Genomic DNA, 24057 nt, shown 5'->3' with positions numbered 1-24057 from the left:
TAAATGTAGTTTATTGTTTCTCAGCGAGTTTATAGATTTCGTTTGCCAGGCGCGACCAGGAGTACTGCTTTTTTTCGATACGGATGGCATCAATCATATCTGCTTCCCTGTTGCCGGCATAGAATTTCTCAATGGCAGTAGCGATATCGGTAGGATCGGGGCTGCATTGGAAGCCTACAACATTATCCGGTACCATTTCTATCAGTCCGCCTACACGGGTCACCACCATTGGCTTTTCGAAGTGATAAGCTATCTGTGAGATACCGCTTTGTGTAGCGCTTTTGTAAGGTTGTACTACCAGGTCTGCCGCACAGAAGAAGTTCTTCACTTCATCGTTGGGGATGAAATCCGTGTGCAGGATGATACGGTCGCCCAGTTGCAGTTTCTCCAGGAGTTGCCTGTAAGGCGTGGCATCTTCATAAAACTCACCTGCTACTATCAGGCTGATATCTTTCATACGTTCATCGGCCATGGCCTGCATCAGCAGGTCCAGGCCCTTGTACTGGCGGATGAAGCCAAAGAACAGGATGTATTTCTTATCCTGTTGCAGGTGTAGTTTTTCTCTGGCAGCAGCTTTGGATATAGGGGTGCCATAGTTATCGTAGATAGGATGGGGGATGAGTGATACCGGTTTCTTTGGTTCAAACAGTTTTAGATCGTCCAGCACGGACTGGCTCATGGCAATGAAAGCATCTACCGGTTTGAGGAAGTATTTGGTAAATGGTACATCACCCGGGCGTTTTTCGTGCGGGATTACATTATCTAAGATAGAGACTACTTTTGTGTGTTTGTTTTTGCCCAGGCGCAATAAGGTACCCAGCGCAGGCCCCATGAAAGGGAGCCAGTATTTGACGATGATGATATCCGGCGCCATCTGACGGATTTTGCGGCCGGTGATCCACCAGTTGATTGGATTGACAGAGTTGATCATCCTGCGGATGCGCAGGTTGGCCGGGGCCGGTTCAGTGGCATACTGACTTTTACCCGGAAACAGGAAGTTGGGATACTGCACAGTGAATGTCCAGATCTCCACTTCTGCGGTGAGCTGTAATTCTTCTGCCAGTCTTTCGTTATAGGCAGCCAGACCGCCCCGGAAGGGCCAGGCTGGGCCAAGTATCAGGATCTTCATATTATTTGGTACGGTCTAATACAGTTTCCACCAGGTAGTCGTTCCTTTCCGGGGAGTTTCTTGTGAGCAGTTCTCCGATAAAACCTGTCAGGAATAACTGGGAGCCTATGATCATGGCCAGCATGGCGAAATAAAACAGCGGGCGTTCTGTCATTTTATATACAGAGTTCCAGATACGTTCTATTGCCAGGTCTGCGGTGATGATAAAACCGATGAGGAAGCAAACGGTCCCTAATGCGCCAAACAGGTGCATAGGGCGTTTCCCGAATTTACCGATGAACATGATGGAAGCCAGGTCCAGGAAGCCATTGATAAAGCGTTCCAGACCAAATTTAGAGGTGCCGTATTTACGGGCGCGGTGTTCCACCACTTTCTCACCGATGTTGCGGAAGCCGCTCCATTTGGCGATAACGGGGATGTAACGGTGCATTTCTCCGTATACTTCAATGCTTTTAGCAACTTTCTTGCGGTATGATTTAAGGCCGCAGTTCATATCATGCAACTTTACGCCACTCATTCTGGTGGTGGTCCAGTTGTATAATTTAGAAGGGAGGTTCTTTGCGAGGGCGTTGTCGTAACGTTTCTTTTTCCAGCCGCTCACAATATCATATCCATCTTCCTTGATCATGCGGTAGAGTTCGGGTATTTCATCAGGACTATCCTGCAGATCAGCGTCCATGGTGATCATCACCTGTCCCTGGGCAGCTTTGAAGCCTTCATTCAGGGCCGCTGATTTACCGTAGTTGCGCTGGAATTTGATACCCTTGATATTAGGATTTGCTTCAGCGAGTTGCTGAATTACACTCCAGGAAGTATCGGTACTGCCATCATCGATCATCCACACTTCGTAGGAGAAGTTATTCTCTTTCATTACACGGTCTATCCATGCAGCGAGTTCAGGCAGTGATTCTTCTTCGTTTTTTAAGGGAACGATAACTGAAATATCCATGTTGCTAAGATAGTTTATACGGTACGTTTTTTCCGGATGCATACGGATACGATGGCGGCGAGTACAAAATAGCGTATCACCAGCGAAAAGTAAGTCAGTATGATCCCTGTGGCAGGCATGTGATAGTCCTGCTTTCTGATTTCATCCAGTTGCTTATCGATATCGTCTTCCGGCATATGGGCCCAGTGGAGGGTCCTGTCGGCCGTGGCTACTGCATGTTGTTTAGCCTGGTCCGGAATGGTAGGGTCCACAAAGTTGTAAAAAACGTAAGTGCAGATAACGGCCATCAGTCCACCTATCACGAAGGTGAGAAAAACGGGTTTGAGTGCTTGTTTGAAATCGATGAACCCTCCCAGTGCGCGTTTTTGTTGTAATCCGGCGAATACGCTGAAAATAACGAATACGGCCAGGAGTATCATGCCCAGTACGAAGCTGAAAAACAATTCATGGCTGAGCTGCCATACTATTATATTAACCAGTATAGCTACAGCGCCAGCTATTAAACCCCACTTAATACCAGGATTACTCATATTCAGATGACATTTTAAAGTTGGGTGAGGGTGCCGTTAATAATTCCTTTCACGGTTCCCTTTAATTGAGCGCCAATATACGCTGAATTTTTGGACCTGCTTGCCAGGTGAGCCGGTGTAAGTACCCATTCCTCTTCCGGATCGAAGAGGGTAAAGTTAGCGGTTGCATTTATTGCCAGCGTGTGTGCAGGCAGGTTAAATATCTCTCTCGGTTTTATTGTGAGCATGTTAATCAATTGATCCAGTGGCACTTCGGGTAAGTATTTGCGGAGTACCCCGAAGCAGCTTTCCAATCCTATCATGCCATTTTTAGCGTATTCGAACTCAACCTGTTTAGCGTCCCAGTCCTGCGGCAGGTGATGGGTAGCGAAGCAGTCTATCACTCCTTCCTTTACGGCATCCTGTAATGCTTTCACATCATCGGCGCTGCGCAGAGGCGGGTTTACCTTCAGATTGGCATCGTAGGTTTCCAGTCCGGCATCGGTGAGGGAGAGGTGATAAGGTGTTACGGAGCAGGTTACTTTAACGCCATCCGCTTTAGCCCTTTTAATCAGTTCTACCGCTTTGCGGGTACTGATCCCGGTGAAGTGGATGCGGGAGTCTGTATATTTGGCTAACTCTATATCTCTTTGAATAATAAGTTCTTCTGCAATAGCCGGTTTGCCGGGCATGCCTAACTGTGTGCTATAAATGCCTTCGTGCATGAGGCCATGGGCGGAGATGGTGAGATCGTCCGGCAGTTGGATGATAGTCCCGTTGATAGCTTTCACATACTGGAGCGCTTTGAGCATCATACCAGGCGACTGCAAAGGCTTTAATCCGTCGGAGAAGGCTACAGCGCCAGCCTGGCTCATTTCGTACATTTCTGCCAGTGAGGTACCTTCCAGGTTTTTGGTAATGGCTCCTATGGGGAGGACCTGTACGGCGCTGTGGCGTGTTTTGCTGATCACATATTCTATCTGCGGCTTGGTGTGCAGCGCAGGCTGGGTGTTGGGCACTACCATAACGGTAGTGAATCCACCTTTGGCTGCGGCGGCAACGCCTGTTTGCAGGTCTTCTTTGTATTCCTGTCCCGGATCGCAGAAGTGCGAGAAGATGTCTGTCCAACCCAGCGATACATGCAGGTTATTACCTTCAATTACCTGTGCTTCAGGCGCCTCAATATTGCTGCTTACCTGGCTGATGATACCGTTTTCGATCAGAATATCCTGCTGCTGTCCGTGGAACGGAGAGGAAGGAGCGGTGATTTGTACGTTTTTGAGTAGTATTTGCATGCTGAACTAACTGTGTCTATACCGTTCTTTTAAATGCCGGCAACAAAAGTATAGAAATTAAGATTAGGGCGTGCAGATTGGGGATATTTGTAGGCTATAAAATTTTAAAAAATCAATTTTATAATTACATTTGCATCCCGTCGTCAAAAACGGATACCGGTTTTTCGGGACGTAGCGCAGCCCGGTAGCGCGCTTGCATGGGGTGCAAGAGGTCGCTAGTTCGAATCTAGTCGTCCCGACATAAAGCATAAGACCTGCTCTCAGAGCGGGTCTTATGCTTTATCCTTATTTTGGCTGGTTTAATACATGTTTATTTTTAGTCAGATATGGTCCGGGGCCGGTTACGATGTCTCCTGCAGCATTATATAATCCAGTTCTCAAATGGCAATCAAATGCTCTGATAGGAAGCATTGTATTATAGGTAGGGAAGCAAAAGTAAAATATTTCTGTGTTTTCCTTTTTTTTGTATATTTAGTTATGTTTATAACTCAACATTCCACCAATTTATTTCAAAATTTCGCTCAATATTAACAACTAATATTAAATAACTCGGGATCCATTAACGTTGTCTTTGTACCAGATATAGCATTGTTATTCGTGTAGCCTTAACCCGTATACTCAGGGACACCTTCGGTAAGTGCCATTAGTTAACCGTTTGAAGACTCAAATTATGCCATCTAGTAGAACAATTAATTTAGCGATAGCTGCTGACGCCGGATTGTTTAGGAAGATGCTGAGGGGATATCTCTCTGATTCTGAAAATATTAATGTCATATTTCAGGCTTCAGATGCGCTGGAGTTGTTTAACAAATTACGACAGGTAAGCATAGATATATTGATTCTTGACATTACGTTGTCGAGGATGGATATTTATAACATGTTAAAGAAGATCAGAAAGGAATATCCGGCTATCGGAATAATTGTGCTGTCAGAATCTACAGATTTGCAGGTTGTTAATGAACTACTGGATATTGGTATTCATGGTTATGTGTCTAAAATGGATGAAACAGAAGAAATATTCCTGGCAATTGCCGCTATTTCGGAAAATAAAATTTATCGTAATAAACTCCTTACAGATGCGCTCTACTTTAACCGGCAGATGAATACGATGATAGCTGTAAACCAATATTCCATCACATTGAATGAGCGGGAAAAGAAAATCCTGAAGTTACTATGGATGGAGCTGAGTAACCGGGAAATTGCCAGTCAGCTTTTCCTTGGTGTCAGGTCTATAGAGAAGATCCGGCAGGATATGAAAGAGAAATTAGGTATAAAATCCACTATCGGGTTGTTTAAATATGGTATACAGGAAGGTATAATTGAAATAGACAGCCTGTTATTAAAATCGTAAAAACCGAAATAATATTTCGTAAAAACACTATAGCATTTTTCTAAGAGTACTGGTAATTTGTTGTCATGTTTCCCAGGTCATAACCCAGTACTTGTTCCATTATGAATTACCCTGTTCAGTCTATTGATAATCAAATTATCCTTAATAAGATTATTCAAAATAACCGTAAGATCAATAAAGAAGAGGTTAAGAGAATTCTGATAATATACGATGAAGGCAACTTTTATATAGGAGATACCTGTATAATGTTTGATAAGTTCAAAGTATGTAAATTATTCTTCGGCGAATCTACTGTCGTAGATGTATGCTGTATGAACAGACGGTTTGCCGGATTTTATAAAAGCTTTTCTATAAACAGCCCTTACGTAGATAATGTATTTTCTGTACCCTACGATGAAATTGAACTGGATGACTACGATGTATTATTGTGTATAGCATACGATGAAACACCATTGATAGATGCTATCTATGAGATATACCCTGAACAGGACTTATTGCAGCACTTAAATCTTTGTGTGTTTTCCTTCTCGGAAATCTTACTCTATGAACGTGGATCGTTTACTATCTGTTTTCCTGTTTATCAGGAACTGTTAAGCGTTGCCCGTCAATTCCGACTGGCATCACATGAACTATTCATCTCCGAAGACGAGCGGGATTGGGCAGACCGTTGGCTGGAAGAAAAAGGCATGCGTAAAAACGAAAGACTTTTTATATTGTTGGATTCATCTTCTGCAAAACACAAAATAGTCAGAACAGATGTATATTTTGACCTTCTGATATTTCTTCTTAATAAAGAGAATGCAAGGATATTAATTTTCGATGAGAAGAACACCGGTAAAGAAGAATTTTACCGCGAATGGCTTGGCGAGCAATATATCGGACGATTTATCTTCTCAAAACAACTTGGATTCCGTGAGGATCTTCGGCTTATCAGTTCCCGTTATACGAAACTCATGTGGGGACCTTGCACTGGTCTGCTACATTGTGCATCGGGAATATATAATAATTATGTACGAAAAGGTATGCCAGCCGGGGATGTTCCGCTGCTTATTACCTATACGGGACGCTGGGATGCTTATGGGTGGTGGGGAAATGCACCCCTTGTAAATTGTCTGCTGATGAAGAAAGAAGGTAATAAAAAAGAACTGGCTCTTTTATCTCAATTAAGCAAAGATGAACAAAAGAGATTTGAAGACAGATTGGGATGTAACGAATACAGTTCATCAATGCACATTGATTTTATTAATAAAAGGTTGCAGTAGTATACGAATTCCCGTAAATACCGCATTGATATTTCGTATTTCTACTACTGTCAAAAAAAAGGAACTTCTTAGTTTCATAGCACGATAAATTTTGTTTGATTAATCATTAAGATTTCTGACCCGTTGTTAACTAGTGCACCTCATGTATATAACAAAGTATTTTACCAATCTATGTTGTCGTCTGCTGCTGGTTTTTCTTTTGCCCGGTTCGCTATACGCTGTCCCGTTGCATATAGCAGATACCGGCACATACGCCTTAATACCACCTCCGGTAACGCTAAAGCTGCTACAGGATTTTGATAGTGTCAGGCTGAGAGATAATCTTTTACTCATAGGAAAGGAACGGAATCAGTATAGTGCATCAGCAAATGCACATCTTGAAACAGTAAGGAAACTGATCTTAAAATCCTTCAGCAGTGGCGGAATGTCTTCGCATACACAATCGTTCAGTGTACAGAATTATCAAGGCATGAATATCATCGGGGAACTATATGCTAAGAATAGATCAACACGTGGCACACTGATCATAGGTGCTCATTATGATACGGTCGAAGGCAGTGCCGGAGTGGATGACAATGCCACGGGCGTGGCTACTTTGATAGAACTCGCACGGATACTTTCCCACTACGACTTCAAATATAATATCAGGTTCGTAGCTTTTGATCTTGAAGAGGCTGTCAGGAATATTAACGGGCATGGAGGAACAGAAGGCAGCAAGGCATTTGTAGAACATGGAGGGATACTCAATACCGATAGCATAATAGGATTTATAAATCTTGATATGCTTGGATATTATACCAGTCAGAAAAACAGTCAGCAATTCCCTCAGGGTCTGAAAACAGTATTCCCGGATTTATACAAGAAGGTTGAAAAAAATGAATTCAGAGGAGACTTTTTGCTTTCTTTTTCCAATGATCGTTCCCGCTCACTGGCACGTACAGTAGAGGAGTCTGCTCATACCTACATTCCCGAATTAAGTGTAATAAACATACCCGTACCCGGTAATGGTGAAGGGATGGATGATTTCAGAAGAAGTGATCATGTACATTTCTGGGATAACGGTTATAGTGCAATTTCTCTTGGAGATGGGGCTTATTCCAGAAATCCACATTACCATAGTCCGGAAGATAAGTTCCAGGACATCAATGAACATTTTCTGGGTATGGTAACAAAATTACTGCTCCTTACGGTGGCCACGCAATGTGAGATAAATATCCTTTAATCTACCCTTCTTTTATGAATCTGTTATCATCATTGTTTGAAGCTGCATTACATAGCCAGTCTGGTATTACCTTCCTGGAACAGGATGATGCCGGTGAGAAATTGTATTACCGGGATCTGTACAGCAGGGCATTGCGTATGCTTGGATATCTGCAGGATCAGGGGATAAGAGAGGGGAATGAACTGATCATACAGGTTAATAATAATCAACATCTCGTTTGTATCTTCTGGGCATGTCTGCTCGGAAAAATTATACCTGTTCCTTTGTCGGAGGGGACGCAAACAGAACACAAACGTAAACTTTTTAAAGTCTGTAAATATCTGTCCAACCCACATCTAATATGCGACGCCAAACAGCTCGAACGTCTGAAAATTGTGGAAGAAGCAGATGGCTACCGGTCTGTATTGGATAACGCATTGTCAATACACACTGCCTGGGATTTTAAGTCGCCAGGCGTAAAATGTCAGGTGTATGAAGAAGACATAGCGTATATACAGTTTTCATCAGGTTCAACAGGTGAGCCTAAAGGAGTATGTCTTACTCATCTAAACCTTATTACAAATATCAGAGATATTGTAAGCAGCCTCCGTATAACTGCAATGGATACATTATTGAACTGGATGCCATTGACTCATGATATGGGAATCATTGGCTTTCACCTGGTAGGATTGTGTATGGGGATCAATGCTGTTTGTATGTCCACGGCTCTTTTTATAAGACGTCCGTTGTTATGGATGAAGCAGGTAAATTATCACCGCGCTACAGTACTTTATTCTCCGAACTTTGGCTTACAGTATTTTCTCAATGCGCTGGACAGAAAGAGGGAGCAGATATGGGATTTGAGTTGTATCCGTATCATTGTGAACGGAGCAGAGCCTATTTCTCAGCGCTTATGTAATGAGTTCTCCACTTCACTGAAGGCTTATGGTATGGCAGATAATGTAATACTTACGGCATATGGTATGGCCGAGGCTTCAGTAGAAGTATCTGCGATGCAACCAGGTACTTCAGTTGTATCTTATATAACCAACAGGCATTTTTTGAATACCGGTGATGAAGTGCAGTTTGTAGATCCGGCGTCTCCGGATGCTGTTAGTTTTGTAGACGTAGGTATTCCTGTGGCTGCCTGCGAAGTGCGTATCTGTGACGATAAGGATGCACCACTGCGGTCAGGACATATAGGTCATATTCAGGTTAGAGGAAATAACGTTACAAAGGGCTACTATAATAATGAGGTTGCAACAAAGGAAATCTTCACGACTGATGGGTGGCTAAGGACGGGTGACCTCGGCTTTTTTATTGACAAGCACCTTGTGGTGACAGGCCGTCGCAAGAATATTATAATTGTTAACGGACAAAATTATTATCCGCAGGATATAGAGAGGATCATTACAGATGCAGGTATCACCGAACAAGGGAAGGTTGTTGCCTGTGGCGACAGTAGTGTTATTATTTTCGTTCTCTACAAAGGAAACCAGACAGACTTCACTGATATTGAGTCTAAAATAACGCATGTTGTTGCCGCCGATATTGGGATTGCGGTACAAGCTGTTGTTCCGGTTACAAAAATCCCTAAAACAACCAGTGGTAAGATTCAACATTTTGCATTGCTGGAACAATACAGAAATAAAGACAACAACCTTCCCTATGTACCTCAGGAAGATAATACAGCAGATACAACCGCTAAAATCCTGGATGCCGCACGCCGCCTGTTGCGTAATAACAGCCTCACACCTGCAACAGATATATTTGATGCAGGTATGAACAGCCTGATGATCATGCAGCTGGCAGGAGAAATATCTGAGGCTACCGGCAAGCATGTATCAGTAGAAGCCGTGTATGATCACCCGGTATTTTTGGCTTTAGGACAATATCTGGATGAATGTACAGGGACACAGCAGTTACCGGCGATCAGGAGTTCCGGCAAACAGGTAATATGTACGCTTGCGCAGGAAAGAATTTTAAAGGAATGTTATCTGAATAGAGAATCGGCAGCATACAACATTCCCGTCGTCTATAATATTGAAGGTCAGTTGGATGTCAATGCTATGAAGACTGCACTTTACAAGGTGCTATCCAATTCTGAAATATTGAGAACCTCTTTTGGTGATGAGCATACAATAAAGCCACAGGTACATTCGCTGTCCGGGATGGAATGGGACATACAAGTAGTTGACCTGCGATATACGGAAAATCCTGAAGTCGCGGCAGAACGTATGACAGAGGTAATTGTAAATACCCCATTTGTGTTCTCGGCTCCCGGCCAGTTTTCATTCAATGTTATACGTATAAGTGAGTTTGTTAGCAAACTTGTGTTTGTAATCCATCATGTACTGATTGATGGCTGGTCATTGGAATCACTGTTCAGTGATCTGTGCCGGTATTATAATGCAGAAATTGATGGGAGGGAAATTGTACCGCTGCTGTCGATATTTCAATATAAGGACTATGCCTTATGGCAACGCGATTTAATAGAAAATGAAGTGCTGGATGCCCAGCGTAAGTACTGGATACAGGAACTATCTCAGGCGCCGCCACCGGTGGATCTTTCTGTTGTTGCCGGCGGGCAGATAACTTATGGACATGTGAATGCGGAAAGTGAATACTTTGAGTGGGACGAGCATGTTGTTCAACAGCTGAAGATGCTCAGCAGAGACTATAATGTATCTGTATTTGGGGTTTTGCTTACGCTGCTGAATGTACTGGTCTACCGGTACACGAACAGCCGGGACATTATAATAGGCTTTGATACTTCGGGCCGTATTTCTAAGGAAATGGAAGCGCTCAAAGGATACATGTTAAACACGCTTTGCCTGCGCGTAAAACTCTCACCTGAGGATGAATTTCATTCCTTGCTGGAACATGTCAGAGGAAAACTCCTGGCCGCTCTGGATAACCAGTTGTATCCGTTTGAGCGGATGCTGGATGATAATAGACAAGGGAATGCGCTGTTTAACATACTTGTTCTTTTTCAGAACTTTTACCAGGAAAGAGATAGGATCAGCCTCACCGGGTGTCATATGGAAAGGCAGCGTATGGTAACGAAACATAGCTTTACTGACCTGCTGATTGAATTTGAAGAAACCGGAAACAGATTATCTGTTTGTATCGTCTATAATAAAGATAAATTTACAGGACGGGATATTGCTGCCCTCAATGAACATTTGAAAAATTTATCGCTGGTAGCAGGTAAAGAACCGGATAAGGCAATAGGACTTTACAGTTTTCTGACCGAAAGGGAAAAGGTAACACTATTCCCTTCAACATTGCATGCATTTGGTATAAAGCGTCTGCGCCTTCCGGTACATAAGCTCTTTGAACAGCTAGCACGCCATGTCCCGAACGCAGTTGCCGTAAAAGCAGGTGAAAGTATCCTCTCTTACAGAGAACTAAATGAACGGGCAAATATTGTCGCCAATTATCTCCGGGTAAAAATTAATGCTGACGAGAGGGTAGGATTTATGGTCAGCAGGAATGAGAACATGATCATATCCATGCTCGCCATTCTGAAGGCAGGTGCTGCATACGTGTCAATAGACCCGTTATTACCTGTTGGCAGATGCGAATTTATCGTGGCCGACAGCAATATGAAATATCTTTTGGTGGATCAGGAAACCATTGTTAAGATAGATCAGCATTTTGATGCCTCATTTTTGATCAACCTCGACGAGGATGGGTTGAGGCACGGAAATGTAAATAACCCCGTATTTGAGGGGCTTATGAGCAATCTGGCCTATGTTATCTATACTTCCGGCTCCACGGGTAGTCCGAAGGGCGTAATGATAGAACATGCCTCACTCACTGACTATGTACAATATTTTATCTATCGCTTTAATATAACGGCGCAGGACATTTTTCTGCAACAGGCATCCGTGTCTTTTGATACAATTGTAGAGGAGGTTTTTCCTGCTCTGGGAGTGGGGGGAAGCGTAGTTATTGCTGTGAAGGGAGGAGCTGATATTGATGATATGTTGTCGCTGATAAAAGGGAACAATGTCACATTATTATCGACTACGCCATTGGTCCTGAATGAGATCAATACACAGGTCGATAGCAGAATATCCACACTCCGGCTTATTATCAGCGGCGGTGATGTCCTGCATCCTGCACATATCAGCAGGCTGTTCCGGAATGTTGTCATATTCAACTCATACGGCCCTTCTGAGACGACGGTATGTGCAACCTATCATAGCATCACATCTTTGGACAATGCCAGCCTTCTTGGAATGCCCGTTTGTAATTCATTCATATATATACTGGATGAGAACCGGCAGGTAATGCCTGCGGGAAGGGTTGGGGAAATCTACATAGAAGGCGGACTGGCAAGAGGTTACCTAAACCATCCGGAATTAACAGCAGAAAGATTTTTACAACATCCTTTCAAAGAAGGACAACGCATCTATCGCTCCGGTGATCTTGGCCGTATTACTGAAAATGGGGAGATCGCTTTTTGCGGACGCGCAGATTTTCAGTTCAAAGTCAGAGGGCACCGCGTAGAGCCCGAAGAAATTGAACGTGTGATCAGTCAGTACGAAGATGTGAAAATAGCAGGAGTACTGCTGGATAAAGAGAATGGCTTGTTGACAGCCTGTATGACAGTAAGAGGTACTTTCAGCGAAAATGCACTGAGGATATTCATCAGCCGGCAGCTCCCTTATTATATGATTCCGCATCGGTTTGAGATATTGAAAGGGATACCCTTGACGCTGACAGGGAAAGTTGACAGAAAAGCCTTGTCGCAACAGATCGGGAAGTCGGATAACATAACAGAACATATTTCCCCGCATAGTTTTACTGAGCAAAAGATCCTTTCGATTGTACAGAGGGTATTAAAGTCAGAGACAATACAGGTGAACGACAACTTTTTTGAACAGGGCTGTAACTCAATTCTGGCTTTGAAGATCAATGGTATGATCCGCAAGGAATTGGGCAAAGTGTTGACTATTCAGGACGTATTCGTTTATCCCGACGTCAGGCTGTTGTCTGGCCGGATAGAGGAATTGCCGACAGAGAAACAGGAGGAGATCAGTACAGTGTCGCCAGCGTCCGCTTATAGTCTCTCTCCCCAGCAACAACGCTTGTTCTTATTGTCCGATATCTACAGTACTTCTGTAGCATATAATGAAGGCAGCGTCTATGAGGTTAATCAGACACTCCGTCCAGACCTTGTGAAATCAGTTCTGAAGTTGCTTGTTAAAAAGTATGAGATACTTCGTACCACTTTCCATCATAGCAAAGAAGGTGCTGTACAGATTGTTCATGCTGCGGATGATGATCGCTTTTATTTTTCATACACTGATCTCAGTCGGGATGAAGACCGCCTGAATATTGCGAACGATTATATTGCGCTACAGGCAGGCATAAAGTTCGATCTTAGGGAGGGGCCATTACTGAGAGTGATATTAATTAAGACAGATGCAGAAAGGAGCCTTCTTTCTGTTTTTATGCATCACATCATCACAGATGACTGGTCCGGCACAATCCTCATTAATGAATTCTTTACAACTTATCGTGCATTAGAGCAAGGAATCCAGGTACCTGTGTCAGCGGTATTACAATACAAAGATTATGCTCAATGGGCAAATAATATTTCAGGTAAACCGGAAATACAGCTTCACAAAGCGTATTGGAAGCGTACGTTGAGTGCTGAAATACCCATTTTGAACCTTTACACTGATTATACAAGACCTGCGGTGAAAAAGGAAGAAGCAGGAATTGTTACGGCAGTAATAGAAAAGGAGAAATATAAAAATATAAAATCATTATGTAGTCGGCAGGAAGTTAGCCTTTTCATGTTTTTATTGTCGGGTCTTTACGCATTGCTGAATCGTTATTCAGGGCAGCATGATATCATCATTGGAGCGGCAGTGGCAGGGAGAGAACATCCTGATCTGAGGAATATGCCAGGATTCTTTATCAATACTTTACCGTTAAGGATACAGGGAAAGGCAGGCGAATGTGTGACAGATTTATTAAGACGTTCGAAAGAAGTTTGTCTGGATGCATATACCCATCAATCTTATCCTTTTGAGTTTATAATTGCAGATGTGCCTGTGAGAAGAGATTCGGGCAGGTCTGCCTTATTTGATGTGCTTATCAACCTGGCACCGGGAGAAGTATTAAGTAGTTCTTCTCCGGTAAATATTCCATATAGAAAGATAAAGCCGGCTATTGCAGCGTGTAAGTATGATCTGGAATTTTATTTTGAAGAACTTGAAGAAGAGGTTAATGTCAATATTGTATATGATAGCCATCTTTTCACAAAGGAGCGTATCAGGCAGATGGCAGCTCATCTCAATAATCTGTTGAAGGCAATGTGTGAAAATCCTGATCTCCATATAGCACAACTGCCTTACATGAGTACAGCTGAACTCAATAGAATATTGATTGAGTTTAATGATACTGTTAAGCCTTTTCCTGATGCGGATATTCCCTCGATTATCCGCAGGCAGTTGGCTTTGCACGGAGATAGAACGGCTTTGATATGTGACGGGAAGTCTTATACATATAGAGAATTAAATGAGAAGGCAAGTCTGCTTGCGTTTATGCTGACTGATACATATCATGTACGGCCGGATGACAGGGTCGTATTACTATTGGACCGTAGCGAAAATATCATTTTTTCTATACTCGCAGTTTGGATGTGCGGAGCTACATATGTTCCTGTAAATCCTGCAACACCCATGCTGAGACTAGCGCAATTATTGGAGCAGTCCTCATGCAGCCTGTTGCTCACAGATGAACGGAATCTGGATATCTGCCTGGCGTTACAGCAGGAAATCCGCGTTAATGTTTTCAATTGTTCATACATCCCCGCAGGCCTGCAACAAACGTACTTTTCTATACGACCTGCAGCAGCTATCGCATATATATTATTTACATCTGGATCTTCAGGTAAGCCCAAAGGGGTAGAAGTTTATCACCATTCTATCATAAATATCCTGTATGGACTCAGGGAACGGTTGTCCGTCAAAGAGGCTGACACAATGTTATCTGTTAGTGCTTATACGTTCGATATTTCCGTTTCGGAATTCTTTCTTCCGCTGATAAGCGGAGGGACACTTATTCTGGCAACAACAGAACAGATTACGGATGTTAGACTATTGCAAGGGCTGATGAAAACGCTAAATCCAGACTATATGCAGGCTACCCCTTCATTATGGCGGCTACTGGTGCAAAGTGGATGGTCTGGGAATAAAACATTAACGGCTATTACATGCGGGGAGCCTGTAAACAGAGATCTGCTAAAGGATTTACTGGAAAATACAGGGAGTCTGTGGAACCTTTACGGTCCTACAGAAACCACCATTTTTTCAACCGGTTGTCGTCTGATGAATATAGACGAGGTAATCACAATTGGTGGTCCGCTTGAAAATACGACTGTATATGTATTGGATGACTATTTTCAGCCGGTGACGACAGGTGTTACCGGACAGTTATTTATAGGAGGAAAAGGCGTGGCACGAGGTTATCTTTCTCAGAAAGAAATGACAGACCAGCGGTTTGTAACCGGATTGGCGGTTCACCCTGGAAAAATTTTTGCTACAGGTGATTTGGTACGCTGGCTGCCTGATGGAAGATTGGAATATATAGGCAGGATGGATGATCAGGTGAAAATAAGAGGGTTCAGGGTGGAATCAGGTGAAATAGAAAGCAGGATTCTGGAATTCCCTGGAGTCAATAGCGCGGTAGTGCTGGCCCGGTCCATGGCAGATGACGATAAAAAACTGGTAGCATTTATTGTCTCGGAAGAAATAGAAAAAACAGGTAGTAATGATCTGAGAAATTATCTGCGTCGTTATTTCCCTGATTATATGGTACCGGTTAGCTATCTGTCTGTAAAAGAAATACCACTTACATCGAGTGGTAAAACAGATAAACAGTTTTTGCTTAATCTGCCGGAAGTGGAGGCCGTTCCGGTTGGCAGAATAGTAAAACGTCCGGAAACAAGAATCGAAAAAATATTGATCGATATATGGTGCCATGCGTTTGAAAAACAGGAGATCTGCACCACAGATAATTTCTTCGACATAGGCGGCCATTCTCTCATGGCAAATCAGTTGGTCAGTAAGATCTATAAAGATCTGTCGGTTGAAATATCCATTTCGGATGTGTTTACACACGCAACAGTGAAAGAAATGAGTGCACTTATAGAGAAGCTGGAGCAGAAACAATACGATTTTGTTGAGTTATAGAAGGGAATGCGAAACAGAAATTTTCATTAAACAGATTTGAAGATGAATCTTTTAAAATTATTCCAGACAAGATCCAGAACCTTTTATGTTTTCCTCGTTATACTGGGTATGGTAAGCAGCCTCACGAACCTCGGGATACTGATGCAGATAAACATCGCTTTGGGTGGAGGAGCATCCTATTTTGGTAAATACAATGTTCTTGCCTTTGCAGGGCTGATCGTCCTGTCATTTTTTACTACTTTGTACTTCCAGAAGTATATGGCCGAGCTTACCAATAACATTATGTATAGCCTTGAATTGTCTATCATTGAAAAGGTACGCAATGCCTCCTATGAGTCGTTTGAAAAAATGGGAGGTAGCAGACTATATGCCGCGGTAAGCGATGCCCGGGTGTTAGGTCGCGTTCCGGAGATTTTTGTGGCAATTCTCAATGCTGCAGTCACACTTATCTGTTCGCTGGGATATCTGTATTGGATATCTCTCTGGGCCGGAATTACAATCACTTTGCTGATGGTTGGCTTATTACTGGTATATCTGTACCGTAATAATATTATTGAAAAAGACCTGAACAAGGTGAGAGATCTGCAGGATAACTATTATAACTCCTTAAGAGAACTGCTCGTAGGGTTTAAACAGATTCGGGTGTCTACTCTGCGTAATCTGAACATATTTAACAAGTTCATTTTCACAAACAGGAACAAGGCAAAGGAGCTGAGCATGGGGGTATCCAGAAAATACATTGTTAACGAACTGATTGGTGTATATAGCTGGTACTTTGTATTAGGAGTAATCATTTTTCTTTTACCTGTATTATTTCACATCAGTCTGATTCAGCTGGCAGTGTTCATTACTACTATATTATTCATGATGTCTCCTGTTTCACAGTTGATCGTTTATATTCCTTCGCTTACAGGTATCAGGATTGCGCTGGAACGGATCAACCGTTTGGATGGAGAACTGAAGGTGGATGCATTACCTGCAATAATAGCCCCTCCTCCGTTTAGAGATTTTACCTCACTGCGTTTTGAAAATGTGAGTTACATGTACAGTCCGGATGAAAAAAGGTCCTTTGAGCTTCATCTGCCTGATTTTAGGATATCAAAAGGAGAGATCATTTTCGTTGTTGGGGGAAATGGGAGTGGAAAAACAACTTTCATTAATGTGCTCACTGCCCTTTGCCGGGTAGATACCGGAAAGGTTTGGCTGGACGAGCAAGAACTTAGCTGGGAAGAAATGTCATTGTTCAGTAACAGCATGGCCGTTGTTTATTCAGACCATTACCTGTTTACTGAGAATTATGATGAGCATGATCTGTCAGATGAGAATGAGTTATTGCAGGAAAGAATTGAGATTTTTAATCTGAATGGGATTTTGAGTAAAGAAGCAAAGACTGGCAACTTCAGTACAAAATTGTCGAAAGGTCAGCAGAAACGACTTGCATTAATGCTGGCGCTGACCGAAGATAAACCAATTATTGTTTTGGATGAGTGGGCAGCAGAACAGGATCCCGAAAACAGACGGTTGTTTTACCTGGAATGGTTGCCCATGTTGAAACGTATGGGTAAAACGATCATTGCTATTTCTCATGATGATGATTTCTTTCATGTCGCGGACAGAGTTATCAGATTTAATTATGGCAAGATCGTCAGCGACACGGAACTTGTATTGTAACCTGCAAACCCAATCTATATGAAATCCATAAATCTTATCTGCCTGCCGTTCGCGGGTGGTAATAGATATTCCTACCGGGATTATGAATTGAAATGTCCGCCATTCATCAAATTGATTCCGGTAGAGTCTCCGGGCAGAGGAGTGAGGATCCGGGAGCCATTGATGTACAGCATGTCAGTTATTGTAGAAGATATGTACCGGCAGATAAAAGACATCGTAGATCTGCAACCTTATGCCATATATGGTCACAGTATGGGGGGCCTTGGTGCTTACCTGCTTACACAGAAACTGTTAGAGCGAGGGCATATGGCTCCCATTACGTTGTTTATTACAGGAACTACCGGTCCTTCAGCCATCTCAAGGCAGGGAAAGAAAAGGCATCTTTTAAGCAAAAAAGAGTTTATCGAAGAGATCATTGCACTGGATGGAATGCCGGAGGAAATTCTTAAGAACGAAGAGATGATCGAATATTTTGAACCGATTTTAAGAGCCGATTTTACAGCAACAGAAACATATGTACACAGGGAAAGCCTGCCCTTCGATTTGCCAGTAACGGTAATCACCGGTGATGAAGAAGACATGAAAGATGAAGATATACTTCGCTGGCAAAATGTTACTATCCGGGAGATCGACTTCCGGAAAATGAGCGGAAAGCACTTCTTCATTTTCAAACATCCGGAAGCAATCATTGATATTATATCGGATAAATTAACCACTCACTCTAAAATCTTTCAAAGATGAGCGAAGAAAAATTGTATCTAAAACCCAATGTGGTATTTGAACCGCTTATTGACAGATGGTACGCATGGAGCCATCTTATTTCACCGGCTACGGCTGCGTTGAATATTACAGGCAGACATCTTTCCATTATGGAATCCTATATCCTTGCTCCCTCCATCCATGCAGAAGCCGTGCTCAATCCTAAAATGAGAGGAGGACCATTCATGGACTTCGGTGGTGGCAGACTTGAGGAAGTGAAGAAATTGAATGACGATACCAAAACCCGTCGTGCTAACATGATTTTGTTCTCAAAAGCAGTGAAGGAACTGGACAAAATGCTGGCTACCGAAGCAAAAGGATTTGGTCTGGAAGATCTGTATCAGAAAGTGCCACCCATCTTACAGGGATATGTTGAACTGTTCTATGACCGCTCAAACAATCCCGGCTTCCGTTTCTTTGAATCATTATTATACAAGGGCGAATTCTATGACGAAAGTGCACAAAGCATGGCCTTCTGGATTACCAACAATGATCATCGTCCGTTCTGTCTCAGTACACCAAGACTGAACGAACCGGAAGTATTGCACCTGAACATACCATTCTCTCATGAAGGGATTGACGAACTGGCAAGGATGAAAAGGAGCCCGCAAACCTTCTCTTACATCAGGGAAAAACTTGGTGTCAGTGAAAAAGATGAAGCGCTCTTTAAAACATTTTTCACTACCACACCACTACCTGCATATAATAAATATACCGGCGACAAGATTCGCATGCGCTATTTCGGGCATGCCTGTATTCTTGTCGAGACTAAAGATGTAAGCATTCTGGTAGATCCCCTGATAAGTTATTATGGCTACGATTCTGAAGTAGACCACTTCTCAGACTCGGACCTGCCGGATGTGATTGACTATGTACTCATAACGCATAATCATCAGGACCACATATTATTTGAAACATTATTGCCATTGCGCCACAAAATAAAAAATATTATAGTGCCGCGTACTGAAGGTGGAAGAGTGGAAGACCCCAATCTGAAACTGATGTTTAACAGTATCGGCTTTAAAAATGTTACGGAAATTTCTGAACTGGAAACAGTCGAATTTGTAGATACGGTTATTACCGGTATTCCCTTTACTGGTGAGCACAGCGATCTGAATATTCTTACAAAGTGTTGTCACCTCGTACAGATAAGCAACTTTAAACTATTGTTTATGGCTGATTCGAGAATAATGGAACCGGCAATATATAAACATATTCATAAGGTAATTGGAGATGTGGACGTTCTCTTCCTTGGAATGGAATGTGATGGTGCTCCACTCACCTGGTTGTATGGCCCTTTATTTACGAAGAAAATTACCAGAGATCAGGATGCAACCAGACGCCTGAATGGTTCAGATTGTTCAAGAGGTATTTCGCTTGTAAATATATTCAATCCCAAAGAGGCCTATGTCTATGCAATGGGGCAGGAACCATGGGTTGAGTTTATCAGTAGCATCAAGTATACTGATGAATCAAATCCAATTATTCAATCGAATAATCTGGTGAATTACTGTCAGGAGAGAAATATCATTGCAGAAAGATTATATGGTGAGAAAGAGTTGTTATATGATCGCCAGGCTGCTCCTGTAGAACTCGTATAACTTTCGTGTCCACGGCGGTATAACCCTGTTTTTTTTTGATCCCAAGAAATTTTTATGTCAGACGAACAGATCACTTCATTAATCCTCAGTAAAGCTGAAGAAGCAGGCATACTTCTGATAATAGAAGAAGACAAGCTGAGAATAAGGGTCCCAAAGAATCAATCAGTTGATGGGCATCTTTTGAACCTGATACAGGAATATAAGGACTTGCTGAAAGGCAAGTTGTTATTGCAGCCCTCACTGACAAAAAAGGTATATCAAAAGATCAACCGCCGTGACAGCACGCTTCCCGGCAAAATACCACTATCCTTCGGTCAGGAGCGTATGTGGTTTATCGACCATCTGCAGGGAAGTGTGCAATACCATATGCCATGGTTATTCCGCATAGAAGGTACTCTCGATCTACAATCTATGGAGCGTGCTTTGCGGGAAATCATTCAAAGGCATGAAGTGCTAAGGACGGTGATCAGAGAGGAAGACGGTACCGGTTATCAGATCATAACAGATGGAGAGTCATGGGAGCTTGACTATATGATGCCAGATGATATTATATCAGATGGATTTGAAAATGTATCTGCTTATATAACTGACTATTTACGAAGGCCACTTGACCTGTCCTCTGATATAAAGCTGAAAGCTGTCCTGATAAGGCTGTCGGAGAAAGAACATCTGTTATGTGGTTTTGTACATCATATCGCATTTGATGGCTGGTCAACTGGTATTCTTTTAAAAGAACTGTCTGCATTATATAAGACGTATACCCTTAATGAAAAGCCAACCCGGGTTTCATTACCGCTGCAGTATGCGGATTACGCGAACTGGCAGCGCAACCATTTTACAGATGAGATCCTGTCTTCGCCATTGGCATACTGGAAGCAGCAGTTGTCAGACATAGAGCCGTTAACATTACCGGTAGATCATCCTCGTACTGCGGATAACAGCATTGACGGTGCTCATACTGATCTTCTGATAAGCAGTCATCTGAAAGATAGCTTACAGGCACTATCCCGCAGGGAAGGAGTGACTATGTTCATGACCCTTTTAGCAGTATTTAAAATATTACTATATCGCTACAGCAGACAGGAAGATATTTGTGTAGGGAGTCCTGTTACGGGGCGTCAACAGGATGAACTCTCCGGACTGATCGGATTCTTTCTGAATACGCTGGCCCTGCGCACACGGGTGAATGGCTATAAGGGATTCCGCAGTTTCCTGCAGGAAGTCAGGCAAACAACACTGGATGCATATCAACATCAGGATGTGCCTTTTGAAAAAGTGGTTGAACAGTTGGGTATAGACAGGGAAGGTAGCCATAACCCATTGTTCAGGGTAATGTTTGTATTGCAGCCGTCGCAAGGGTTGGTAGTTCCGGACCTCGAAGGACTTACTGTCCGCGCAGAGGCCCTTCCGCATATTACATCTCAGTTTGATCTCACACTCAGTGTGAATGATCGTCCCGACGGACTTTATTTATCCCTGACCTATCTGAAAGATCTTTACGAGCCGGAAACAATGAGCAAAATGCTCTGGCACTATACGCAATTGCTGGAGTCCGTTGTTGCAGATCCTGATTGCAGTATTGAACAGTTGCGTATGCTCTCTGAATCAGAAGAACAACAACTGCTAATTACATTTAATAACACAGACAGGCAGCATCGGAAAAACGCGACGATCATTGATTTGTGGAACGAACAGGCAGTCGCCGTACCCGATAATATTGCAGTAGTGTTTGATGATACACAGCTTACTTACAGGGAGCTGGATGAATACAGTAATCAGCTGGCGGCATATTTGAAATCTAAAGGAATAGAAAGAGGAGATCTGGTTCCTGTATGTATGGAATCTTCATGGATGTTCATCATATCTGTGATCGGTATATTGAAAGCGGGAGCCGCATATGTCCCCGTAGATCCCTCATATCCTCAGGAAAGAGTCGCTTATATATTAGAAGATATAAAAGCGTCCATTATACTCACAACAAAAGAAGTCGCTGAGGCATTGTTTTTTGAGCAGGAGCTTATTTTGATGGATAATGATTGGGATAAGATAAATGCCTTTGATAAAATGTTCCGGTATACAAAAATCGATGCAGGTCAACTGGCGTATATTATTTATACATCCGGAAGTACGGGTCGGCCTAAAGGAGTCATGATTGAGCATGGAAGTTTGCTGAATTATGTGTTGTATGGAGTTGAGCACTACTGCGGAAACACAACAAATAACGCAGGCAGTTTCATGCATTTGTCTCCAACTTTTGATGCTTCTTTGACAGCTCTTTTTGTACCCCTTGCAGCTGGAAAGACAATTGTTATTGCCCCTGGAAAGGGAATAGATGCTTTCAGCTCAACCGTGTTTGAGAAATATGCTCCCTATGATTTTATCAAGCTGACGCCAGCACATCTTCCCTTGTTGGAAAATATTATCATCGGAAATGGTGATTTGCTGACACACAGACTGGTGATAGGCGGAGAAGCACTATATCCACATCATCTGCAGCATTTGCTTGACGATGCAACATCTGTAGAAATTATTAACGAATACGGGCCTACTGAAACAACTGTGGGAAGTAGCACCTACGTGTTTAATATAAAGGACGAAGTATTAAAAATAGAAAAAGGAATCCCCATAGGCAGACCTGTAAACAATACAAAATTCTATGTATTAGACGATCGCCTGCAACTTGTTCCTGTAGGTGTGCCTGCTGAACTCTTTATTGGAGGCATGGGCGTGGCCAGAGGATATCTCAATCTGCCTGAACTTACTACTAAGAAATTTATAACTAATCCTTTTGATAGTAAAAAGAGCAGCCATTTGTATCGCACAGGAGATATCGTAAGATGGCTTCCAGATGGTACACTTGAATACCTGGGGCGTACAGACGACCAGGTCAAAATAAGAGGTTTCCGTGTTGAATTGGATGAGGTCACACATGTACTGCATCAGGCTCCCGGAGTGAAACAGGCTGCAGTTATATTATATGAGGAGAAGAAATTGAATGGTCGTATCATTGGATATATAGTACCGGAAATGCAATGCGATCATGCGGCGATATTATCATGGATGCATGAAAGATTACCGGGATATATGGTGCCGGAAATGCTGATAGAACTTGATAATATCCCGCTAACCGCTAACGGTAAAGTCGATAAAAAGAAATTATCCGGGCTAGTGGCTGACATGCCGCTGACTACAGTATATGAAAGCGCCCGTACTCCTCTGGAAAAAGCATTGACACAGATATGGGAGCAACTGCTGCCCAGACAACAAATCGGTATCCACGATAACTTCTTTGAACTGGGCGGACACTCGCTAATGGCAATGATGTTTGTGGCATTAGTACGTAAACGTCTGGGTAAAGAGATTTCAGTCAGGTCAGTTTTCAGTTATCCGACAATTGCATCACAGGCCTCCTGGCTAAATAGTACTGAAGAGAATGTTTTACTGCCTGCTATAACAAAGCATAGTTACATTGATCATATTCCATTGTCTTTTGGCCAGGAACGTTTATGGTTCATTGATAAATTAAGTGGAAGTATTCAATATCATGTACCATGGTCCCTGCGAATAAAAGGCATATTGGACGTTACAGCGCTGGAGAATGCTTTCCGAGAACTGATCCGTCGTCATGAAGTATTACGTACCGTGATCCTTGAGGAAGATGGAGTTGGTTACCAGCTACTGACCGATGGGTGCAAATGGCAACTGGAGCAAAAAACACAGGCAGAGGTAATAGCTGAAGGCTATGCGGCAATCAGTGATTATGTTCAGTTTGTACAAGGGCAGGCACTGGACCTTTCAGAGGATGTGATGATAAGATCAGTGCTGGTAAAATTGACTGAAGAAGAATACCTGTTGTTCGGTTTTGTCCATCACATTGCTTTTGATGGCTGGTCTGTAAGGTTGCTGCTGAATGAATTGTCTGTTTTATATAACGGTTCAGGAACTGACGCTATACTTCCGGGGTTGGCTGTGCAGTATGCAGATTATGCGGTATGGCAGAGGGAATGCTTGTCCGGGGAAGTATTGGAAAAGAAGTTGTCTTACTGGCAGCAACAGCTGGAAGGAGTGCAGCCGCTGGATCTGCCAGTAGATCATCTGCGTATACCGGGAGGAA

At 42.8% G+C, this 24057-nt stretch carries 12 protein-coding genes and 1 tRNA gene; 9 read left to right on the top strand and 4 right to left on the bottom strand.

What is annotated here, in order from left to right; translation table 11 throughout:
- Positions 1 to 10: 10 nt before the first annotated feature.
- From GO495_RS24545 to GO495_RS24530, 4 genes are read right to left on the bottom strand one after another with little or no spacing between them, the layout of a single operon-like run.
- Positions 11 to 1129 (bottom strand): glycosyltransferase, encoded by a 1119-nt coding sequence (locus GO495_RS24545; RefSeq protein WP_157302603.1) that lies wholly within the window; start codon positions 1127 to 1129, stop codon positions 11 to 13.
- A 1-nt stretch (position 1130) separates the two neighbouring features.
- Positions 1131 to 2078 carry a glycosyltransferase family 2 protein gene (locus GO495_RS24540; protein ID WP_157302602.1) on the bottom strand — a complete coding sequence of 316 codons (948 nt, stop codon included), beginning with the start codon at positions 2076 to 2078 and terminating at the stop codon, positions 1131 to 1133.
- A gap of 14 nt (positions 2079 to 2092) precedes the next feature.
- Positions 2093 to 2608 carry a DUF4199 domain-containing protein gene (locus GO495_RS24535; protein ID WP_157302601.1) on the bottom strand — a complete coding sequence of 172 codons (516 nt, stop codon included), beginning with the start codon at positions 2606 to 2608 and terminating at the stop codon, positions 2093 to 2095.
- A 14-nt stretch (positions 2609 to 2622) separates the two neighbouring features.
- Positions 2623 to 3882: a dihydroorotase gene (locus GO495_RS24530; RefSeq protein ID WP_157302600.1), complete on the bottom strand. Its 1260-nt coding sequence runs from the start codon at positions 3880 to 3882 to the stop codon at positions 2623 to 2625.
- 165 nt (positions 3883 to 4047) lie between these two features.
- Between GO495_RS24530 and GO495_RS24525 the strand changes: the two genes are divergently transcribed.
- From GO495_RS24525 to GO495_RS24485, 9 genes are all read left to right on the top strand, one after another.
- Positions 4048 to 4121: transfer RNA gene (locus tag GO495_RS24525), tRNA-Pro, on the top strand.
- Positions 4122 to 4552: 431 nt separating this feature from the next.
- Complete coding sequence (locus GO495_RS24520) at positions 4553 to 5233, top strand: response regulator transcription factor (RefSeq protein ID WP_157302599.1); 681 nt, start codon at positions 4553 to 4555, stop codon at positions 5231 to 5233.
- Between the two features lie 101 nt (positions 5234 to 5334).
- On the top strand, positions 5335 to 6495 hold the full coding sequence (locus GO495_RS24515; RefSeq protein WP_157302598.1) for a hypothetical protein: 1161 nt from the start codon (positions 5335 to 5337) through the stop codon (positions 6493 to 6495).
- A gap of 142 nt (positions 6496 to 6637) precedes the next feature.
- A complete protein-coding gene (locus tag GO495_RS24510) occupies positions 6638 to 7717 on the top strand; it encodes a M28 family peptidase (protein WP_157302597.1) in 1080 nt (359 codons plus the stop codon).
- Positions 7718 to 7731: 14 nt separating this feature from the next.
- Complete coding sequence (locus GO495_RS24505) at positions 7732 to 15912, top strand: non-ribosomal peptide synthetase (protein WP_157302596.1); 8181 nt, start codon at positions 7732 to 7734, stop codon at positions 15910 to 15912.
- A 42-nt stretch (positions 15913 to 15954) separates the two neighbouring features.
- Entirely contained in the window at positions 15955 to 17583 is a 1629-nt protein-coding gene (locus GO495_RS24500; RefSeq protein ID WP_157302595.1) for a cyclic peptide export ABC transporter, read from the top strand.
- Positions 17584 to 17601: 18 nt separating this feature from the next.
- Positions 17602 to 18324: a thioesterase II family protein gene (locus GO495_RS24495; protein WP_157302594.1), complete on the top strand. Its 723-nt coding sequence runs from the start codon at positions 17602 to 17604 to the stop codon at positions 18322 to 18324.
- Positions 18321 to 19943: an MBL fold metallo-hydrolase gene (locus GO495_RS24490; RefSeq protein ID WP_157302593.1), complete on the top strand. Its 1623-nt coding sequence runs from the start codon at positions 18321 to 18323 to the stop codon at positions 19941 to 19943. The genes GO495_RS24495 and GO495_RS24490 overlap by 4 nt, the downstream gene beginning before the upstream one ends.
- 54 nt (positions 19944 to 19997) lie before the next feature.
- On the top strand, positions 19998 to 24057 hold a 4060-nt coding region (locus GO495_RS24485; RefSeq protein WP_157302592.1), incomplete at its 3' end, for a non-ribosomal peptide synthetase.

The sequence above is a fragment of the Chitinophaga oryziterrae genome, assembly GCF_009758125.1.
Lineage (GTDB): Bacteria > Bacteroidota > Bacteroidia > Chitinophagales > Chitinophagaceae > Chitinophaga > Chitinophaga oryziterrae.
The sequence above is the reverse complement of the archived record's forward strand: the minus strand, read 5'-3'. Positions and strand labels throughout refer to the sequence as shown.